This is a genomic window from Bacillus sp. 2B09, assembly GCF_003946835.1.
GTDB classification, from domain to species: Bacteria; Bacillota; Bacilli; order Bacillales; family Bacillaceae; genus Bacillus; species Bacillus altitudinis.
This window is the reverse complement of record NZ_RPSG01000011.1, coordinates 52,031-70,094: the sequence shown is the minus strand read 5'-3', so window position 1 is coordinate 70,094 and position 18,064 is coordinate 52,031. Positions and strand designations below refer to the sequence as shown.

General features: G+C 41.9%; 21 protein-coding genes and 1 riboswitch. Of the genes, 9 read left to right on the top strand and 12 right to left on the bottom strand.

Annotation, left to right across the window (positions count from 1 at the left end; translation table 11 throughout):
- Positions 1–152: 152 nt before the first annotated feature.
- Positions 153–611, bottom strand: a complete 459-nt coding sequence (locus tag EBQ12_RS17305) for a MarR family transcriptional regulator (protein ID WP_125590869.1) — start codon at positions 609–611, stop codon at positions 153–155.
- Positions 612–818: 207 nt separating this feature from the next.
- Here EBQ12_RS17305 and EBQ12_RS17300 point away from each other — a divergent pair, with 207 nt between their 5' ends.
- A complete protein-coding gene (locus tag EBQ12_RS17300) occupies positions 819–1,586 on the top strand; it encodes a GNAT family N-acetyltransferase (protein ID WP_125590867.1) in 768 nt (255 codons plus the stop codon).
- A gap of 137 nt (positions 1,587–1,723) precedes the next feature.
- Positions 1,724–2,101 (top strand): hotdog domain-containing protein, encoded by a 378-nt coding sequence (locus tag EBQ12_RS17295; protein WP_108611540.1) that lies wholly within the window; start codon positions 1,724–1,726, stop codon positions 2,099–2,101.
- Positions 2,102–2,143: 42 nt separating this feature from the next.
- Here the strand turns inward: EBQ12_RS17295 and EBQ12_RS17290 are convergent, their stop codons facing one another.
- Positions 2,144–3,316 (bottom strand): MFS transporter, encoded by a 1,173-nt coding sequence (locus EBQ12_RS17290; RefSeq protein WP_017358727.1) that lies wholly within the window; start codon positions 3,314–3,316, stop codon positions 2,144–2,146.
- 77 nt (positions 3,317–3,393) lie between these two features.
- Positions 3,394–3,493, bottom strand: a riboswitch (purine riboswitch).
- A gap of 401 nt (positions 3,494–3,894) precedes the next feature.
- On the opposite strand from EBQ12_RS17290, the gene proS reads away from it, so the two are divergent.
- Positions 3,895–5,328, top strand: a complete 1,434-nt coding sequence (gene proS, locus EBQ12_RS17285) for a proline--tRNA ligase (RefSeq protein WP_125590865.1) — start codon at positions 3,895–3,897, stop codon at positions 5,326–5,328.
- 175 nt (positions 5,329–5,503) lie between these two features.
- Positions 5,504–5,680 (top strand): hypothetical protein, encoded by a 177-nt coding sequence (locus tag EBQ12_RS19415; RefSeq protein ID WP_017358723.1) that lies wholly within the window; start codon positions 5,504–5,506, stop codon positions 5,678–5,680.
- Positions 5,681–5,732: 52 nt separating this feature from the next.
- On the opposite strand, the gene EBQ12_RS17280 is transcribed toward EBQ12_RS19415, so the two are convergent.
- The 10 genes from EBQ12_RS17280 to EBQ12_RS17235 form a co-directional block, all read right to left on the bottom strand.
- The gene (locus EBQ12_RS17280) at positions 5,733–6,509 is read right to left on the bottom strand and encodes a sulfite exporter TauE/SafE family protein (protein WP_125590863.1); all 777 of its coding nucleotides are present in this window, start codon (positions 6,507–6,509) and stop codon (positions 5,733–5,735) included.
- Positions 6,510–6,567: 58 nt separating this feature from the next.
- On the bottom strand, positions 6,568–6,798 hold the full coding sequence (locus EBQ12_RS17275; protein ID WP_008343881.1) for a sulfurtransferase TusA family protein: 231 nt from the start codon (positions 6,796–6,798) through the stop codon (positions 6,568–6,570).
- A gap of 34 nt (positions 6,799–6,832) precedes the next feature.
- Complete coding sequence (locus EBQ12_RS17270; protein WP_108611541.1) at positions 6,833–7,960, bottom strand: MBL fold metallo-hydrolase; 1,128 nt, start codon at positions 7,958–7,960, stop codon at positions 6,833–6,835.
- Positions 7,961–7,975: 15 nt separating this feature from the next.
- On the bottom strand, positions 7,976–8,533 hold the full coding sequence (locus EBQ12_RS17265; RefSeq protein WP_008343883.1) for a sulfurtransferase TusA family protein: 558 nt from the start codon (positions 8,531–8,533) through the stop codon (positions 7,976–7,978).
- Positions 8,534–8,585: 52 nt separating this feature from the next.
- Positions 8,586–8,942 (bottom strand): rhodanese-like domain-containing protein, encoded by a 357-nt coding sequence (locus EBQ12_RS17260; RefSeq protein WP_035703001.1) that lies wholly within the window; start codon positions 8,940–8,942, stop codon positions 8,586–8,588.
- A gap of 14 nt (positions 8,943–8,956) precedes the next feature.
- A complete protein-coding gene (locus EBQ12_RS17255; protein ID WP_073415251.1) occupies positions 8,957–9,439 on the bottom strand; it encodes a DsrE/DsrF/DrsH-like family protein in 483 nt (160 codons plus the stop codon).
- Between the two features lie 125 nt (positions 9,440–9,564).
- Positions 9,565–9,825 carry a metal-sensitive transcriptional regulator gene (locus tag EBQ12_RS17250; RefSeq protein ID WP_003217059.1) on the bottom strand — a complete coding sequence of 87 codons (261 nt, stop codon included), beginning with the start codon at positions 9,823–9,825 and terminating at the stop codon, positions 9,565–9,567.
- A 122-nt stretch (positions 9,826–9,947) separates the two neighbouring features.
- Positions 9,948–10,412: a DMT family transporter gene (locus EBQ12_RS17245; protein ID WP_035390624.1), complete on the bottom strand. Its 465-nt coding sequence runs from the start codon at positions 10,410–10,412 to the stop codon at positions 9,948–9,950.
- A 13-nt stretch (positions 10,413–10,425) separates the two neighbouring features.
- Positions 10,426–10,854 carry a DMT family transporter gene (locus EBQ12_RS17240; protein ID WP_035390625.1) on the bottom strand — a complete coding sequence of 143 codons (429 nt, stop codon included), beginning with the start codon at positions 10,852–10,854 and terminating at the stop codon, positions 10,426–10,428.
- 83 nt (positions 10,855–10,937) lie between these two features.
- Complete coding sequence (locus EBQ12_RS17235) at positions 10,938–11,252, bottom strand: ArsR/SmtB family transcription factor (protein WP_008343888.1); 315 nt, start codon at positions 11,250–11,252, stop codon at positions 10,938–10,940.
- A gap of 193 nt (positions 11,253–11,445) precedes the next feature.
- Here EBQ12_RS17235 and EBQ12_RS17230 point away from each other — a divergent pair, with 193 nt between their 5' ends.
- From EBQ12_RS17230 to EBQ12_RS17210, 5 genes are all read left to right on the top strand, one after another.
- On the top strand, positions 11,446–12,426 hold the full coding sequence (locus EBQ12_RS17230; protein ID WP_125590861.1) for a DUF4917 family protein: 981 nt from the start codon (positions 11,446–11,448) through the stop codon (positions 12,424–12,426).
- Between the two features lie 123 nt (positions 12,427–12,549).
- The gene (locus EBQ12_RS19655) at positions 12,550–14,613 is read left to right on the top strand and encodes a DUF255 domain-containing protein (RefSeq protein ID WP_125590859.1); all 2,064 of its coding nucleotides are present in this window, start codon (positions 12,550–12,552) and stop codon (positions 14,611–14,613) included.
- Positions 14,614–14,765: 152 nt separating this feature from the next.
- The gene (locus tag EBQ12_RS17220; protein ID WP_017358711.1) at positions 14,766–15,536 is read left to right on the top strand and encodes a SurA N-terminal domain-containing protein; all 771 of its coding nucleotides are present in this window, start codon (positions 14,766–14,768) and stop codon (positions 15,534–15,536) included.
- A 218-nt stretch (positions 15,537–15,754) separates the two neighbouring features.
- The gene (glpT, locus tag EBQ12_RS17215; protein ID WP_125590857.1) at positions 15,755–17,089 is read left to right on the top strand and encodes a glycerol-3-phosphate transporter; all 1,335 of its coding nucleotides are present in this window, start codon (positions 15,755–15,757) and stop codon (positions 17,087–17,089) included.
- Positions 17,090–17,181: 92 nt separating this feature from the next.
- A complete protein-coding gene (locus EBQ12_RS17210; RefSeq protein WP_125590855.1) occupies positions 17,182–18,063 on the top strand; it encodes a glycerophosphodiester phosphodiesterase in 882 nt (293 codons plus the stop codon).
- Position 18,064 lies beyond the last annotated feature (1 nt).

Here is an 18,064-nt window from a genome sequence, read left to right as displayed (position 1 = left end):
TGATAAAAATAGATTTTTTGAAATTTTCCATCATCTCTTTCACCAACACGGCTCCCTCCCTCAAACATCATCACGAATAACGTCAATATATGTTAATTTTACCATAAAAAAACCGAAAGCATCTAGTTTATAGAAAGCTTTCGGTCCGTTTTTTATATCTTTTCCTTCCAAGTCTTTAAGAAGCGCTCGATAACCTGTAGCTCGCCTTCATTAAATTCATGGAGGAATTCTAAATAGGAGGAGACTGCCTGTTCATGAAGCTCATCATGCAGTGCCGCCAGCTGTGTACCTTCCTCTGTCAGTGAATAATAGACGGATTTCTTGTCACCTTGCCGGTGGCAATAGTCGACCATGCCTTTTTCGATGAGCTTTTTCACAGCCTTTGTAATGGCGGGTTTTGATAGTTTTAGTTGTTGTGAAAGAAATGTATTATTGGATTCGTTAGGGTTTGCTTGAATCATAGATAAAATATGAAGCTGTGTAAGTGTCCAATCTTGCTTGAGTGTATCAGTCGTGGTAATCAGTGGATCTGTTGGATCGTTCCGTTTCTTTTCCCTATGCATAATCAAATCTTGAATCGCTTTTAAGACAATCTGCTCTTTTGTTTCCATCTGAACCTCCACTCTTAACTGGTTAATAAAATGGTACTAATAATCAATAAAGGAGTCAAAAGAAATGTGGAGATGAGGAAAAGAACGGGTCATCAGACCTGATAAATAAAAGAACTTTTTTACTAGATTACAAGAGACGGCACAATTTCCTTTTCTTTGCTATCATTTATGATAGGTAACCCTCAATCAAAAAAAGAAGGTGAGAGAATGAAAACAGAGCAGCAAATGGCCATTCGCCAGTTAGAAGAAAAAATAAATTTGTTTTCTTCTGTTGTCAACGGATCGTTCCTATCAACAGAAGATTTCGTTCTATCAAACACGCATATATCAACTGACACGTTCAATTTATTATTACCGATTTCAGCGCACATACAAGATCAACAAAAAGTGGAAGCTGCCATCGAACAAATGCAGCAACAGCAGCTAACATTCAGCACATGGATCACTCAAAGCCTGCTCCACCCCGATTGGTCGAATATCATGCAGAAATATGGGCTTCAAGAAGTGGAACGCAATACCATCATGATGCTTGAACATACAAACGACATCGATCAAAGGACCTCTCAATCGCTTACGATCAAGGAAGTGACTGACGATCAAACTTTTCTCGATTATCAACATTTATTTATCGAACTTTTCGAAGGATCACCTGAGGCAATCGCTTTAAACAGCTATTTCCAGCGCTTTTCGATTGAACGATTACACCCGAGTACCCGCATGTTCGTTGGATATGAACTCAACAAACCGGTCACAACGGGCTTATTGATTGAAACAGCAGAAAGCTACGGTATTTATGATGTCATCACAAAGGCAGAACACCGCGGAAGAGGACTTGGCAGTGACATGTTTCATTACCTTCTGACCCAGACAGATAACAAACAAAAGTGTGTGATGTTACAAGCCTCAAATGACGGCAAACATATCTATCAGCGTGCCGGATTTCAACCAATTGGAGAAATGGTTGTTTTTGAATAGAAGATGACATTTTTCCTGACTTATCAAGGGCAAAGAAAGGTAGCCTGTCTCTTCTTTGCCTCCAACATCTCACCATAAAAATGAATGTACATTCATTCACTCCTTTGGTACATTTAAAAAAAGGAGCTGAAAAACAGATGGTTCGACCAGGCGATCAATTTCAAACAAGCAAAACCTATACGCATGAAGATGTGATTCAATTTGGCGAGATGACAGGTGATCTTGGCAAACATCATACCGAGCTAGACGATCAAGGCAGGCTCATGGTACACGGCTTTCTCACAGCAAGTCTAGCCACGAAGCTTGGCGGTCAGTTTCATTTTATCGGTCAAGAGATGACATGTACCTTCATACGCCCTGTTTATACAGGTGACACCATTACCTGTCAGATGGCCGTCACCAAGGTAGAACCCCTTGAAAAATACCATCGTGTCCACCTTTTTTCCCGTTATATCAACCAGCATGGAAAAGAAGTCATTACTGGTAAAAGCGAAGGTGTGGTTTTAAAAAAATAAAAAGCTGCCTATGATGAGGCAGCTAAACGATCTAATTCTCTTCTATTCAGCATGATGCTGACGATCCATATAAAGCGGCGGTCTCTTTAATGAAATCACTGCACAGCTAAAGGCAATCAGCACAAAAACAGCACCGAATTTAGCCAAATCAACAGATGAACCGGTCATTGTAAACATGACGCCACCCACTGCTGATCCAATGGAAATCCCAATTTGCAAAGCGGATGTATTTAAACTTTGCTGAATATCAGATGTCACAGGGTCTGTTTGAATCAAATAGCTCTGCAAAGCAGGTGTCAGTGCCCAGCTAAGAGCACCCCATAGGACAACCATCACCATAAAGAGCATAAACACTCCCGCTGTATAAGGAAGGATAAACATCACAATGGCAAACGCCATGGTCACAAGCAAAATGGCTTTTCCTGATCCTAGTTTGTCACTCAGCCAGCCGCCAAACCCATTCCCGCCAATCGACGCAAGTCCGAAGACCAAATAACAAATACTAATCCAAAACGGAGTCATATGCAGAACTTCCATCAAAAATGGCGTGAAATAAGAATACAGCATATAATGACCAGCAAGCATGAACAAACTAATCAAATGTGCACTGAAAATTTTCGGATGCCCTAAAGAACGAATTTGTTCTTTAAGCGGCGTGACTTTTTCAACAGGCATTTTCTCCAATAGAAAATAAATGAGTACCATAGATATGGCTGACAGAATACTGATTCCTAAAAACATCACTCTCCAGCCAAAGCTCTCTGTAATAAAAATACCGATCGGTACACCGAGAACAAGTGATGAGCTAATCCCAATAAAAATCAGACCTAATGCTTTCGCTCGATGCGCTGGTTCCACCAGCTTGGCGGTAATCGTCAATGATAGTACCACAACAAGCGCTGTACTCATGGCAATCAAGACCCTAGAGATCATGACAAGGGCAAAGGTGGAACTAAAATATGTGAATACATTGCCTAATGTAAAGACCAATAATGCGATTAAATAAAGACGCTTTCGTTCGATTTTGGCTGTGACGGTCAGTAGCACCGGTGCTGAAATAGCATACACAATCGCAAATACCGTGATCAGCTGCCCAGCTGTCGCAAGAGACACATTGAGATCCTCTGCTAAACTTGGCAGAATGCCCCCGACCACAAGCTCAACTAATCCAACCGCAAAAGTAGAAACAGCTAATAAATAAACTCTCCAGTTCATGTCTAACATCCCTTCTCTATATCATGGCTTTCACTTTTGATACAGGGTGCAGACAAACAAAAAAACCCTGATTACAAAAAAGGAAAGCGCGCTTTTGTAATCAGGATTTATCGGATCCTGGTAGAAACCCTCAAACCATATTATTGAGGTTATACAAGTCTATTTTTTTCTTCAAATATATTAGCATAGCCTTCCATAACGTGCAAGCTGCAAAAACAGAAAATGTCTGCCAATGGCTCAGCAACATAAACGACCTCAGAAGGGCATGAAATGAACTTGCGGACCAACTTGCTTTCTCCCCCATTTACAGGTAAACTGATGAAAAATCAACGAACAAGAATCAACGTAGATCTGGAATAGTAGCTTGAACCGATCTTTACCAGAGAGGGAACGGTGCTGAGAAGTTCCTACTGACATCTTCAAGTGAACCTGCCGATTTAGTTCTGTTTCATACAGCGGTTCATACCGTTATCATGATCGAGTGTAAAGCTGTGCTTTAAATTAGGGTGGTACCACCAGGAATGGTCCCTAACTTAAAGCACAGCTTTTTTGTTTTTTTTAAAAGGAGGAAAAAGACGATGTCAAAGAAACAATTTGTTGAGAAAATTACAAGCATGGAAGACGACTTTGCCCAGTGGTATACAGATGTTGTCACAAAGGCGCGTCTCGTCGATTATTCAAGCGTTAGAGGCAGTATGATCATTCAGCCATACGGTTTTAAAATTTGGGAGAATATTCGCGACGAACTTGATCGTCAAATCAAAGAAACGGGTCACGAGAATGTCTATATGCCGCTCTTTATCCCAGAAAGCCTTCTCCAGCAAGAAAAGGATCATATCGAAGGCTTTGCTCCTGAAGTGGCGTGGGTGACACACGGCGGTGATTCGGAATTACAAGAAAGACTCTGCGTCAGACCAACATCTGAGGTGCTGTTCGCTGAGCATTATAAAAACATCATTCACTCCTATCGTGATTTACCAAAGCTATATAACCAATGGGCCAATGTCGTCCGCTGGGAAAAGACAACACGTCCATTCCTTAGAACCCTTGAATTCCTCTGGCAGGAAGGGCACACTTGTCATGAGACAGAGCAAGAAGCGATTGAAGAAACAGAAAAAATGCTCCATGTCTATGCGTCTATTTGTGAAGAGCTTCTAGCGATCCCTGTCATTAAAGGAAGAAAAACAGAGAAAGAAAAATTCGCTGGCGCCCGCTTCACCTATACGGTTGAAAGCTTGATGCATGACGGAAAAGCCCTGCAAACCGCCACTTCTCACTTCTTCGGCAACGGATTTGCCAAGGCGTTTGGCATTGAATTTTTAAATCGAGAAGGAAAATTAGAGCATGTCCAGCAAACATCATGGGGCTTCACCACAAGAATCATTGGCGCTATGATCATGGTGCATGGCGATGACAGAGGACTAGTCCTGCCGCCAAACATTGCGCCAACCCAAGTACGTGTTGTGCCAATTGCTTCCCATAAAGAAGGTGTCCTCGATCATGCCTATGAATTAAAGGATCGACTCGCCCGCATCGCACGCGCTGACATCGATGCAAGTGATAAACAGCCTGGCTGGAAATTCAACGAATGTGAAATGCAGGGCATCCCATTACGCGTAGAAGTAGGACCAAAGGATATGGAAAAAGGCCAGATCATGCTCGCAAGACGAGACACAGGTGAAAAGCAAGCCGTCACATTAGATGCACTTGAACAAACCATCACGTCCACGCTTGAAGACATTCAGCAGACGATGTACGAAAAAGCAAAAGAACGATTACATGAAAAAACATCAAACGCCCACACAATCGAAGACATCGAGCAGCTTCTTGCCGAAGAAAACAGGTTGATCAAAGCCATGTGGTGCGGCGATGAAGACTGTGAAAACGACATCAAAGAGAGAACAGGGGCGACATCACGCTGTATCCCGTTTGAACAAGAATCCGTTTCTGACACATGTGTCTGCTGCGGGAAACCTGCTTCTGATATGGTGTTCTGGGCAAAAGCCTACTAATCATATTTCAAATTGTTGACAAAGAATGCAAGGGTTTGTCTATACACTGAAGCATCTTATACGATGCTTCTTTTATGTTAAAAAGAGCCAAATATCCATTGACCTCCTTCACACAATCCCCTATAATTCATATTAATATAATCGGTTTTTAAGACTTTAACTGGAGTGGTGATCTATGAAGCGCTGGCTCTCAATATTTAACGAACGTTGTCCAAAATGTAAAACAGCATTAGATGTCTCAAAGTCCAATGCCTTGCAAGGCAAAGTCGTGAAAACATGCCCAAATCTTCATTATCAAAAAGAGTACCACCCTGCACTTGAAACGTATATCGAGCACGATGACATGAAATAAAAAAGACCAACACATGGAAAAGAGCCCTTGCTCTTAGTTGTTGGTCTTTTTTTTATAATAAATCCAGCCAGATTTTAATTGCTGTAGCTGTAATCATCACGGCAAGCGCCCATTGCAAATAAACGGCATTGATTTTCTGACCAATTTTCGCCCCAATCGGCGCAGCAATCAGACTGGCCGCCATTAAGACAAGAGCAGGCATGAACATGACTTGACCAGTCAGCACTTTCCCAGCCGATGCGCCGATCGCAGAGAGAAACGTAATCGCCAGAGACGAGGCAATCGTCATCCGCACAGGGATTTTGAGAATCGATAGCATCACCGGCACTAAAATAAAGGCACCGCCTGCACCTAATACACCCGATACACTTCCAATCACAAAGGCAATACCAGCCGCCAGTCCTTTATGAAAGGTCACCTCTCCATCCGCTTCTGCCCGCTGACCTTTTTTCGGAACAAGCATTAAAATGACAGCGACAATGGCAAGAAGACCATAGACTACATTGATGCCTTTCTCTGGAAGGAAATGTGATAAATAGCTGCCTAATAAACTCCCTGCCAATATACTACTCCCCATATATAAAATTAATGGTCGATGTAAAAATCCGCTTTTTCGATACGCCAGCACACCGCCGAGTGTCGAAAATAGTACTTGAATGGCACCAATCCCTGAAACCTCGTGAGCCGATAATGTCATCACTCCGACAAGAGGCGGGATATAAAGCAGCATGGGATAGTTGATCACCGATCCTCCTATTCCGACCATTCCTGATAAGAAGGAACCAATAAATCCGATGATAAATAAAGTAATGAAAAATGCAAAATCCACGCTGGTCTCCTCCTTTGCAAAAGGAAAAGGGGCTCCCTCATAGATACCCCTCTCCCCTTTAGGACCCTTTTCTCACCCAGAACTTCAGCACATGCCCTTCATCTGTCTGTGTGATCAATTCATGTCCGCTTGACTTAGCCCATGCAGCCAAATCAGCTTTGGCTCCTTTATCTGTTGCATGTATTTCTAATACTTGACCTTCAGCCAAGTCATTCATTTTTTTCTTCGTCCGAATAATTGGCATCGGGCATGCAAGCCCGGTTACGTCTAAAATGTGATCTGATGTCATCTGATCATCCCTCGCTTCTTTATTTTATTGAACATTATCGAATCGCACAACGGTTTGGACCAATTTCCATGTCTCGCTGTGCTTCCTCGTCTGGATGCAGCTTCCCCATATTGGTAGACCGAATGTCTTGATAAGCGTTTGGCTGTGCAGGGAGATCCTGCGTGACCATTTGTCTAAATACGTCTTCATCTTCAATGTTCAGCCCGTGATTTTCTTCAAACAAAGCGCCTAGCTCCTTCCAAACGCTGCCGTCTTCATTAAGCTCCTCCACGATCATAAAATGTGCAGGTAGCACAATCAATTCTGCCGAAAGCGCCGTATATCGTGTATAAAGGGTTTCCCTCAAATCACCTACCCAGTCCTCCGCCATACCGGCTAGATCCGGTCGTCCGATTGAATCAATGAACAAAATATCACCTGAAAGGAGATAACGGTCGTCTACGATAAAAGAGGTTGAACCAATCGTATGGCCTGGTGAATAAAGGGCGTGAATATCAATCTCCGCCGCTCCAATCGTCACACGCTGCCCTTCTTCAAGGTGATTGTACGCAAATGTCACCTCTTCGGCGTCTTTTGGCGGTAGCCAGTAGATGGCGCCAGTCTGTTCAGCCAGCTTTTTCCCGCCAGATATATGGTCCGCATGAAGGTGCGTATCAAACACATGCGTCACTGTGACATGATGCTTTTTAGCAAATTGCGTATAGACCTCCGTCATTCTAGCTGCATCAATAATCGCAGCTTCCCCATTCGACATGATCATATAGGACAAGCAACCCTTGCCCATTCGCACAAATTGGTACAACTCTCCACCGCCAGTTAAATCACCGATCTTCACTGGCTCTAAATGCTCACTCCATGCCTTCATGCCGCCTTGCAAATAATGGACCGTTCTGCCTGCCTCTGACAGCATCTCTGCCACCATAATAGAGGAGCCTTCTTTCGCACAAACGACCAGTACATCTAGGTCATCCGGTATGTTCTCCACCATATCCTCTACGCCATCAAGAAGCTCAAAGTAAGGCACATTTAAATATTCAACGGCTTTCCCTTCAATTTTCCAGTCCTGCACATCTGTTTCGTTTCGTACATCCAACAAAAAGATCGGCTCTTTGTTGATGATCTTTTTTGTTAACTGTTCTGCTGTCATTGCTTTTACAGTCATCGGTTCATTCAGCTCCTATTTTTCAATCTCTCCTGTCCAGCTGTTCATGCCTGGCACTACATTGATCAATTGATGAAATCCTTTTTCTTTTAACTTTTGAGCGGCTAATTCACTTCTTCTGCCTGAATGACAGATGAGGTAAATGAGCGTCTCTCGGTTCAATTCTTCAGCACGTTGTTCCACCTCGCCAAGAGGAATGTGAACAGCTCCTGGAATATGGCCCGCTTCATATTCATCTGGCTCTCGTACATCTAAAATAAACAATGACTGATCTTCTTTTACCTTCTGTTGAAACATGTTCAACGACATTTCCGAAATCATTGACTGCTCTTCCTGTTTCGCTCCGCCTTTACGAATCAAATGATGAAGCACCTGTCCTTCTACTTTTGTGCCTAAAAATTCATGACCGGCGCTTTTTGACCAAGCTGCTAAATCCGCTGTAGACCCTTTGTCAGTTGCTTGCACTTCAAGCACATCTCCTGGCAAGAGCTCATTCATTTGTTTTTTCGTTTTGACAATGGGCATTGGGCATGCCAATCCTTTTGCATCTAGAATTGCTGTTGGTTGCTGCATTGTTTTTCCTCCTTTTATAGGGGTGGGGGTATATTACAAAGCCTATTGATACCTATAATCGCCAAGCATTCATGCCACCCTTGATATTCGTAATGTGGGTAAATCCCTGTTTTTTTAACAATTTAGCCGCCTGCATACTTCTCATCCCGCTTTGGCAGATCACATACACTTCTTTGTCTTTCTCAAGCTCATGCGCTCGATTCCTTAACTGTGGTAAGGGGATATTTTGAAAGCCTTTTATATGATTTGTTTGAAATTCTAAAGGTGATCGCACGTCTATCAGCTGTTGATGCCGACTATGCAATTTAGGCTTCAGATGAGCTGCGTCCATTTGTTTCACACCCCGTACGGGAAGAAAACGGCTCACAAGCAAAGCGATCACCATGATGAGCAAAAGCATTTGAATCATGTATGGACACCCCCCTAGATAAATAAGTTCACATTCCCGATTTCTGCCTCTGCTAAATACGCTGCCACACCGGCATATTGAATGTCTGCTAGTAATTCATCCTCCTGCAGCCCTAAAAGATCCATCGTCATCGTACAGGCCACGAGGTTGATCTCTTGTTCCTTCGCCATATCAATGAGCTGCGGCAGGGTCATGGCATTGTGTTTGTTGATCACATGCTTGATCATCTTCGGCCCCATTCCTGCAAAATTCATCTTTGACAGCCCCATTCGATCAGCGCCGCGCGGCATCATTTTGCCAAACATTTTTTCTAAAAATCCCTTCTTCAGTGGCACCATCTCTTCCTGACGCAAGGCATTCAGCCCCCAAAAAGTATGAAAAATCGTCACCTCGTGATCATAAGCTGCTGCGCCATTTGCAATAATGTAAGCGGCCATCGCTTTATCATAATCTCCACTAAATAAAACAATTGTTGTTCGTTTTTTCTGTTCCTCCATCATGATCCTCCTTATATAAATTACCCATGGGGGTATATTAAAAACAAAAAATATATACACATACCGGTAAGGGTATATTATAACAAGTAAAAAAATTCGTCAACCTCCAAAGGCTGAGGAATTTCTTACCGGCTTTTCACCAAGAGTTCAACCGCTTCTTTGACAAGCCCCTCTGTATCCTTGCCTTGTTCAAGACTTTCACGGACACATTGTTCAAGGTTTGTACTCACAATCACACCCATCGCCCGATCAATGGCATTGCGTGATGCAGATAGCTGCGTCACCACCTCACGGCAATCCTTTCCCTGCTCCATCATGGCAAGAACCCCTTTAATCTGCCCTTCAATCCGGCGAAGACGATTCTTCATCTGCTGATTATACTCCACGTTTAACACTCCTTTCTCTTTTCCCTATGATCAAATAGTATACCCTGACAGGTATTTAGTCAAACATGATGAATCATTACAAAAGAGCTACTGAGAGCAAATGTCGCAGCAGCCCGTTCTCTTTAAGCACTCGCTTCCTCTCTAGAGCGCTTATTTCCTTTGTAAATAAAATAAAGAGCGATCAGCATAAAGAACAATGCCAATATGCGTTTGAGATCAAGTGAAATCATTAGGCTATGGAACCAGCCAAAATGATCGATGACCATTCCAATGACAAGCTGCCCAGCAATCCCCGCAATATTCGCAGCAATGACACCGATTTTTGGAACAGCGACCACTGTCAGGATTAAATAAGCCGTTCCAAGAAAAGCCGCACTCAACTGCCACTTTGGTGCATGCAAGAGATTCAACAGATGTCCGCTCCCAAAGAATAAAATCAGAATGGTCAAAAACATCGTACCCGTTAAAAAGGTCAAAAAGGTCGTTTCAATCGTACCTGCTCTCCTGCTAAACGTACCGTTTATGGAAGATTGCGCACTTAACGTAATGCCTCCGATGAAAGTAAATAAAATTAACAATAATGCCATATCGAGTTTCCTCCTAATGAATAAGAATAAGGGCAATGATCATCGAAATGACCGCAAATACCTTCTCTTTGTTTACTCTCGTTCTCTGACTCCCAAGCCAGCCAAAATGCTCAATCACCATACTCATCATCAGCTGACCAATAATGACAGCAACCATCGTTACCCCCACACCAACGAATGGAACACTCACCACAATTGACGTTAAATACACAACCCCCATCGCTCCGCCAAGTAGCGACCATTTTGGTGCCTTCAACGTATAGGAAAGGTCACCTTTGCCAACAAAGAGCCACAATAAACCCATAATAATTGAACCGACAAAAAAGTTATAAAAACTCGTTTCTAACTGTCCAATTGACTTCCCAAGCTCCGCATAGATGGCTCCTTCAAAACTAAGTGCCGCACCGGCTAATAGTGCAAGCACATAAAAAATTAAACGCATCATCAAATCTCCTTTGATTCAAATATTTATATATCTAGATAAACAGATATATAGAGTAGAAAAAAACAGAAATCACACATCCTTTAGATCTCTGTTTTCATATATTGTCCGATCTGTTGGATAAATTCTTCATTTCGTCTATAGTATGTCCATTGTCCATGCCGTACCGATTCAAGCAGACCAGCCTTTTGCATCAAATGTAAGTAGCTAGAGACCGTTGATTGAGAAATTTGCGCCTTTTCTTGAATATCTCCAACACAAACGCCCCCCTTATAACTAACCTCCTTCGGTAAATGAGCGCCTTGCTTAGGAAAATGCTTCTCAGGTTCCTTGAGCCACTTTAAAATATTCAACCTTGTTTCATTCGATAATGCCTTAAACACATCAATAGGTTCCATGGCAGACATTGTATATCTAGAAATACCGATATGTCAAGTTGTGCTGTTTTGGAAGAAAATAAATCAGAAAATTATTAATAAGAGCTTTATGTTAAAATTCTCGCTATTAGTTTATATGAAATTTTTGGGAATAATTGAAATACTTCTGTTACAATAATAATAAAATTGGCTTCAAAGAAGAGGAGAGTTATCGATGATTGAAAGCTTTCAAGATTTATACGAAACTAAAAGAATAAAAACTGATCACTTACTTATTGGGAATGGTTTTTCAATAGGCATTTGGCAGGACTTTAATTATAAATCACTATATGATAACCAAAAGGAGTCACTCAAAAAACAAGATAGATTATTATTTAGTGAATTAGAAACAACAAACTTTGAGTATGTCTTAGAGAACTTAAAGCGAGCTATAAGTATAAATAAAATATTCAATCATAATAATAAAGAACTTTCGTACAGTTATGAAAATGTTAAACAGGCATTAATAAATGGAGTTGCAAATGTTCACCCCAATAATTTTGATAGACAGTTATATAGTAAAATAGGAGCTAATCATACGTTTAATATATTTAAAAAGAGTATCTTCACAACTAATTATGATCTTATACCTTATTGGTTACATATTAAATTGTCTAAAAAAGAAAGGGCAATCAATGATTTTTTCAGATTGAATGGATTAGATTTCTTAAATTTTGCACCTTCAAAAAATACCAAGTCCTTAAACTTATATTATTTACATGGCGGACTACACATATTTGTTAATAAGGTAGACTTAATTGAAAAAGTTAAAAAAAATAATCAGAACTACCTAATTGATGCAGTCATTGATTCTATGGAAAATAATAATATACCGCTCTATGTTTCAGAGGGCAATTGGGAAGATAAGTTAGAGCAAATTCAGTCAAATAAATATTTAAGGTTTTGTCACGAAGCACTATCAGAAATAGACGGACATCTAACTATTTATGGACATGATTTAAGTGAATCTGCGGACAAACATATAGTAGATGCGATTAACAAATCTAAAGTTGAAGTTATCGCGTATGGTATTTATGAATTAGATAAAAAAGAGTCAATTTCCGAAAGAATTAGAGCGTATTTCCCTGAAAGGAAAATACATTTTTTTGACTCAAACAGTTTTGACAAATCAGTTGAAATTTTAGCTAATATTTAGCTCGATAAAGTAGTTTTAAATTTTATTCCAGAGTTAAAATAATTAAAAACGGTTATAAATGATGTAAATGTACACCTTTTATATCAACAGCACCTTAAATAGTAATGCGAAAGCAGGTGACCCATGCCAAACAACCAAACACCCAACCCACTCATCAATGAAAAATCCCCGTACCTCCTTCAACACGCCCACAACCCAGTTCACTGGTACCCGTGGGGGCAAGAAGCCTTCGACAAAGCGAAACGTGAAAATAAACCGGTGCTTGTCAGCATCGGCTATGCCACTTGCCACTGGTGCCACGTCATGGCACACGAAAGCTTTGAAGATCAACAAGTCGCTGACATCCTAAACGAGCATTTCATTTCAATCAAGGTCGATCGTGAGGAGCGTCCAGACATTGACTCGATGTATATGTCCGTTTGTCAGATGATGACGGGACAAGGAGGCTGGCCGCTCAACGTGTTTGTCACGCCTGATCAAAAGCCTTTTTATGCGGGGACATACTTTCCAAAAAGAAGTGCTTACGGCCGTCCCGGCTTCATTGAAGCACTGACGCAATTGCTGGATGCGTATCACAACGATCGTGATCATATTGAATCATTGGCAGAAAAGGCAACAAATAATTTACGGATCAAGGCAGCAGGGCAGACAGAAAATACGCTCACTCAGGAGTCGATTCACAAAGCCTATTATCAGCTCATGAGCAGCTTTGATACACTGTATGGCGGCTTCGGTTCTGCGCCTAAATTTCCTGCGCCTCATATGCTCACGTTTCTCATGCGCTATTTTGAATGGACAGGGCAAGAAAATGCGTTATATGCTGTCACAAAAACGTTAAACGGCATGGCAAACGGCGGTATTTATGATCATATTGGTTCTGGATTTACTCGATATTCAACCGATGAAAAATGGCTTGTGCCGCATTTCGAAAAGATGCTGTATGATAACGCCTTGCTGATAGATGCCTACACCGAAGCCTATCAAATCACTCAACACCCTGAGTACGAAAAGCTTGTCCAAGGCCTCATTCAATTTATCAAACGAGACATGATGAATCGTGACGGCTCTTTTTATTCGGCAATCGATGCCGATTCAGAAGGAAAGGAAGGGCAATATTACGTTTGGACAAAAAAGGAGATCATGACCCATTTAGGCGATGACCTCGGCACTTTATTTTGTGCGGTCTACCACATCACAGAGGAAGGAAATTTTGAAGGACAGAACATCCCTCATACCATTTCCACCTCATTTGATGACATCAAGGCAGCATATTCAATCGACGACCAAACCCTTTATTCTAAACTGCAATCCGCTCGAAACATCTTACTCACTGTAAGACAGCAGCGACCTGCACCGCTGATCGATGACAAGGTACTCACATCGTGGAATGCGCTGATGATCTCCGCACTTGCCAAAGCAGGGAGTGTCTTTCATGAAAAAGAGGCTATCCGCATAGCAAAACAGGCAATGTCTTTTCTAGAAACACACCTCGTCCAGCAGGAACGGCTCATGGTCCGCTACAGGGAAGGGGACGTAAAGCATCTAGGCTTTATCGAGGATTATGCGCACATGCTCACAGCGTATATGTCTTTATACGAAGCGACCTTTGACCTAGATTGGCTGACAAAAGCCAGAGCCGTTGGTGAAAATATGTTTGAACTATTTTGGGATGAGCAAATCGGGGGCTTTTTCTTCTCAGGCTCAGATGCAGAAGCGCTTATTGTTCGTGAAAAAGAAGTATACGACGGGGCCATGCCGTCTGGTAACAGCACTGCACTCCAACAGCTTCTGAAACTAAGCAGAATGATTGGACGTCAAGACTGGATCGAAACACTAGAGAAGATGTTCAGCGCCTTTTACGTAGATGTCTCTTCCTATCCAAGCGGACATACCGCCTTTTTACAAGGACTATTGAGCCAATATGCCGCAAAACGAGAAATCATTATTCTTGGGAAAAAGGGCGACCCGCAAAAAGAACAGCTTCTACAAGCATTGCAAAAACGATTCATGCCATTTGATCTCATTTTAACTGCCGAAACAGGGCAAGAATTAGCAAGGCTCGCACCTTTTGCAAAAGATTACAAAACGATCAACGACAGTACGACAGTCTATATTTGTGAGAACTACAGTTGCCGCCAGCCGATCACCAATCTCGACGAAGCGATGGAACAATTATTTCAAATTTGAGCTGTCATATGATGACTATGAGAAGACAAAATGAGGACAAACAGATAAAAAAAATGTCAATCCGCTAACAATTCGTCTGTACGGTTTTATTTTTCCTCTAAAACGGTTAGAATGCGCACTAGATGTTCTCATACCGAAGGGAGAGAAAATAATTGAAAAAAGTATCATATACACTCATTGCTTGTCTGTTATCAGTGGGGCTTGCAGCCTGCTCATCAAACGATGCGAAACAGGATAAGCAAAACGATTCAGCCAACAGCAAGGAAACAACACAGGCTGACCAAAAAGAGCAGCAAAAGCAAATGGAAGAGATGCAAAAGAAATTAGACGCACAAAAAATTGATGATCAAAAGGTCGTTGCGACCGTCAACAAAGATAAAATCACAGGAAGTGAATACAATAGCGCCTTATCGACCATTCAAGGTCAGCTTCAGCAGTCAGGACAAGACCCAACATCTAAAGAAGGCGCAAAAGCTGTCAAAAAGCAAACCATTGATGCGCTAGTAGGTCAAGAGCTCATCCTGCAAGATGCTGAGAAGAAGGGCTATAAAGCCTCTGACAAGCAAGTCGATAAGCAGCTAAAAGAAGAAAAGAAACAATTTAAAGACAATGCTCAATTTGAAGAAGCACTCAAAAAGAGCGGACTGACAATGGATCAGCTGAAAAGTGATATTGCCGACAGCATCAAATACAGCCAATATGTCGACAAAGAAATTAAATCAGCCTCTGTGTCTGAAAAAGACGTCAAAGCGTACTATGACCAATACGCCGAACAAATGAAAAAACAAAAACAAAAAGCACCTGATTTCAAAGACGTCAAATCACAAATCAAGAAGCAGTTAGAATCTCAAGAAAAGCAAAAAGAAGTACAAAAAGAAATTGATCAACTAAAGAAATCTGCAAAAATTGATGTATCGATTTAACCACTATTAAAAATCCGCCATTGTGCGGATTTTTTTCATCACTTCATGAACTGTTTTTCCAAAATAATGACAAAAGCCTCATCATAAACATCTACTCCATCCGATATGATGGGAGTACAAAAGAAAGCGTTATCAATTCTTTTGTCTCTGAAAAAGTACAAGATCAAAGACAGACCTCGTACTTTTGTTTCAGTCATATCTACAAGAGGAGGATGTTTATGTTCAAATGGTTTAAACCAGCTCCGCATATCGACAGGCTCGATGATGCCAAAACAGACGAAACCTATAAACGGCTGCGGCTGCAAGTCTTTTTGGGAATCTTTATCGGATATGCGGGCTACTATTTGCTGCGCAAAAATTTCGCATTTGCCATCCCTTATTTACAGGAAGAGGGGTTCACAAAAAGTGAATTAGGCTTTGTACTAGCGGCCGTTTCCATCGCTTATGGCTTTAGTAAATTCATTATGGGGATGATCTCAGACCGATGTAACCCAAGATACTTTTTAGCCGCTGGACTCTTTCTATCAGCTCTTATCAATATTCTATTTGTCTCATTTCCATGGGTGACATCCAGTGTATGGATCATGTTTTTATTCATGTTCTTAAACGGCTGGTTTCAAGGAATGGGGTGGCCGCCATGCGGACGAACGATGGCGCATTGGTTTTCGGTGAGTGAACGTGGAACGAAAATGTCGATTTGGAACGTCGCTCACAATATCGGTGGAGGAATTCTTGCACCGCTTATTACATTAGGAATTGTTTTGTTTGCGACGTGGAAAAGTATCTTTTTCTTCCCTGCCATCATCGCCATTATCGTCTCCTTCGTCATCATTCTTCTCGTACGGGACACCCCGCAATCCGCTGGTCTTCCGCCAATTGAAGAATACCGAAATGACTATCCGGCACAACAATATGAAGATCAAGAAAAAGAATTAACCGTAAAAGAGATTTTGTTTAAATATGTACTCAACAACAAATTCCTTTGGTATATCGCCATTGCCAACGTCTTTGTGTACTTTGTCCGTTATGGGGTCGTAGACTGGGCACCTACCTATTTAACAGAAGCAAAAGGATTCTCACCAGAGCATTCACGCTGGTCTTATTTCCTTTATGAATATGCAGGCATCCCTGGTACATTATTGTGCGGGTGGATTAGTGACCGCTTCTTTAGAAGCCGCCGCGCACCTGCTGGCGTCCTCTTTATGATTGGCGTATTAATTGCGGTTCTTGTGTACTGGTTAAACCCTGCTGGCAATCCAATGGTTGATAACATTGCCCTCATCAGCATCGGGTTTTTAATTTACGGACCCGTCATGCTCATTGGACTGCAAGCCATTGATCTCGCTCCGAAAAAAGCCGCTGGCACTGCTGCCGGGCTGACAGGATTCTTTGGATATATTGGTGGCTCTGCTTTTGCTAATGCCATGATGGGTGTCGTCGTCGATCACTATGACTGGACAGGAGGTTTCATTTTACTAATTGGTTCTTGTATCCTTGCGATTGTGTTCCTCGCCATGACATGGAATACAGGAAAGCGCGTAGAGCAAGCTTAATGAAAATCACATAAAAGATTCATCTCCGCCCAACATGCCCTTTACATCTATTTCTTATGATGGAGGCAGTTACCGTAAAAGGAGGATAAAATATGAAGAAAAGTAGATTACTTGCTTTCGTGTTACTCTCTTTTGCTTTACTGTCTTTTGGTTGGGTGCCGACCACCATATCGGCACATGAACATCTTTTATCTCCAGATCGCATTTTAACCGTTGCACACCGCGGAGCATCAGGGTATGCCCCAGAGCATACCCTAGCTTCCTACAAGCTCGCCACAAAGATGAATGCAGATTACCTCGAACTCGACCTTCAAATGACAAAGGATGGACACCTCATCGTCATGCACGATGAAACGGTTGACCGGACGACAAACGGAACAGGCTGGGTCAAAGACCTCACACTTGCCGAAATCAAACAGCTCGATGCCGGTGCATGGTTTAACGAAGCCAACCCCGACAAACAAAATACCCACTATATTGGACAGCAAGTCCTCACATTAGATGAGGTATTACGCTACTTCGGTAAACGAGAAAATTATTATATTGAAACCAAAAAACCAGACATCTATCCACAAATGGAAGAAAAGCTATTGGCCGTCTTAAAGAAACATCATCTTCTTGGAAAACATACGAGAAAAGGGCAGGTCATCATCCAATCTTTCAGCCAAGAAAGTCTATTAAAATTGCAGAAACTCGCCCCTCGGCTTCCAAAAGTACAGCTTTTAGACAGGGCGCAAATGACATCTATTACAGATGATCAGCTCGACTTCATCAAATCGTATGCAGTGGGGGTCGGACCGAATTTTAGAGCTTTGACACTTGAAAATGTACAGCAGGTCAGAAGCCACGGACTCCTCCTTCACCCATATACAGTAAACAGTGAAGCAGACATGACACGTCTTCTGCAATACGGCGTCACCGGTCTTTTCACCAACTTTCCAGATGTCTTTCAGCGTGTCAAAGCTTCTCTGTAAA

Bases quoted from the DNA above. Each gene is read 5' to 3' on its own strand.
- EBQ12_RS17305 (WP_125590869.1), bottom strand. From the start codon at position 611: ATGGAAACAAAAGAGCAGATTGTCTTAAAAGCGATTCAAGATTTGATT.
- EBQ12_RS17300 (WP_125590867.1), top strand. From the start codon at position 819: ATGAAAACAGAGCAGCAAATGGCCATTCGCCAGTTAGAAGAAAAAATA.
- EBQ12_RS17295 (WP_108611540.1), top strand. From the start codon at position 1,724: ATGGTTCGACCAGGCGATCAATTTCAAACAAGCAAAACCTATACGCAT.
- EBQ12_RS17290 (WP_017358727.1), bottom strand. From the start codon at position 3,316: ATGAACTGGAGAGTTTATTTATTAGCTGTTTCTACTTTTGCGGTTGGA.
- proS (WP_125590865.1), top strand. From the start codon at position 3,895: ATGTCAAAGAAACAATTTGTTGAGAAAATTACAAGCATGGAAGACGAC.
- EBQ12_RS19415 (WP_017358723.1), top strand. From the start codon at position 5,504: ATGAAGCGCTGGCTCTCAATATTTAACGAACGTTGTCCAAAATGTAAA.
- EBQ12_RS17275 (WP_008343881.1), bottom strand. From the start codon at position 6,798: ATGACATCAGATCACATTTTAGACGTAACCGGGCTTGCATGCCCGATG.
- EBQ12_RS17270 (WP_108611541.1), bottom strand. From the start codon at position 7,960: ATGACTGTAAAAGCAATGACAGCAGAACAGTTAACAAAAAAGATCATC.
- EBQ12_RS17265 (WP_008343883.1), bottom strand. From the start codon at position 8,533: ATGCAGCAACCAACAGCAATTCTAGATGCAAAAGGATTGGCATGCCCA.
- EBQ12_RS17260 (WP_035703001.1), bottom strand. From the start codon at position 8,942: ATGATTCAAATGCTTTTGCTCATCATGGTGATCGCTTTGCTTGTGAGC.
- EBQ12_RS17255 (WP_073415251.1), bottom strand. From the start codon at position 9,439: ATGGAGGAACAGAAAAAACGAACAACAATTGTTTTATTTAGTGGAGAT.
- EBQ12_RS17245 (WP_035390624.1), bottom strand. From the start codon at position 10,412: ATGGCATTATTGTTAATTTTATTTACTTTCATCGGAGGCATTACGTTA.
- EBQ12_RS17240 (WP_035390625.1), bottom strand. From the start codon at position 10,854: ATGCGTTTAATTTTTTATGTGCTTGCACTATTAGCCGGTGCGGCACTT.
- EBQ12_RS17235 (WP_008343888.1), bottom strand. From the start codon at position 11,252: ATGGAACCTATTGATGTGTTTAAGGCATTATCGAATGAAACAAGGTTG.
- EBQ12_RS17230 (WP_125590861.1), top strand. From the start codon at position 11,446: ATGATTGAAAGCTTTCAAGATTTATACGAAACTAAAAGAATAAAAACT.
- EBQ12_RS19655 (WP_125590859.1), top strand. From the start codon at position 12,550: ATGCCAAACAACCAAACACCCAACCCACTCATCAATGAAAAATCCCCG.
- glpT (WP_125590857.1), top strand. From the start codon at position 15,755: ATGTTCAAATGGTTTAAACCAGCTCCGCATATCGACAGGCTCGATGAT.
- EBQ12_RS17210 (WP_125590855.1), top strand. From the start codon at position 17,182: ATGAAGAAAAGTAGATTACTTGCTTTCGTGTTACTCTCTTTTGCTTTA.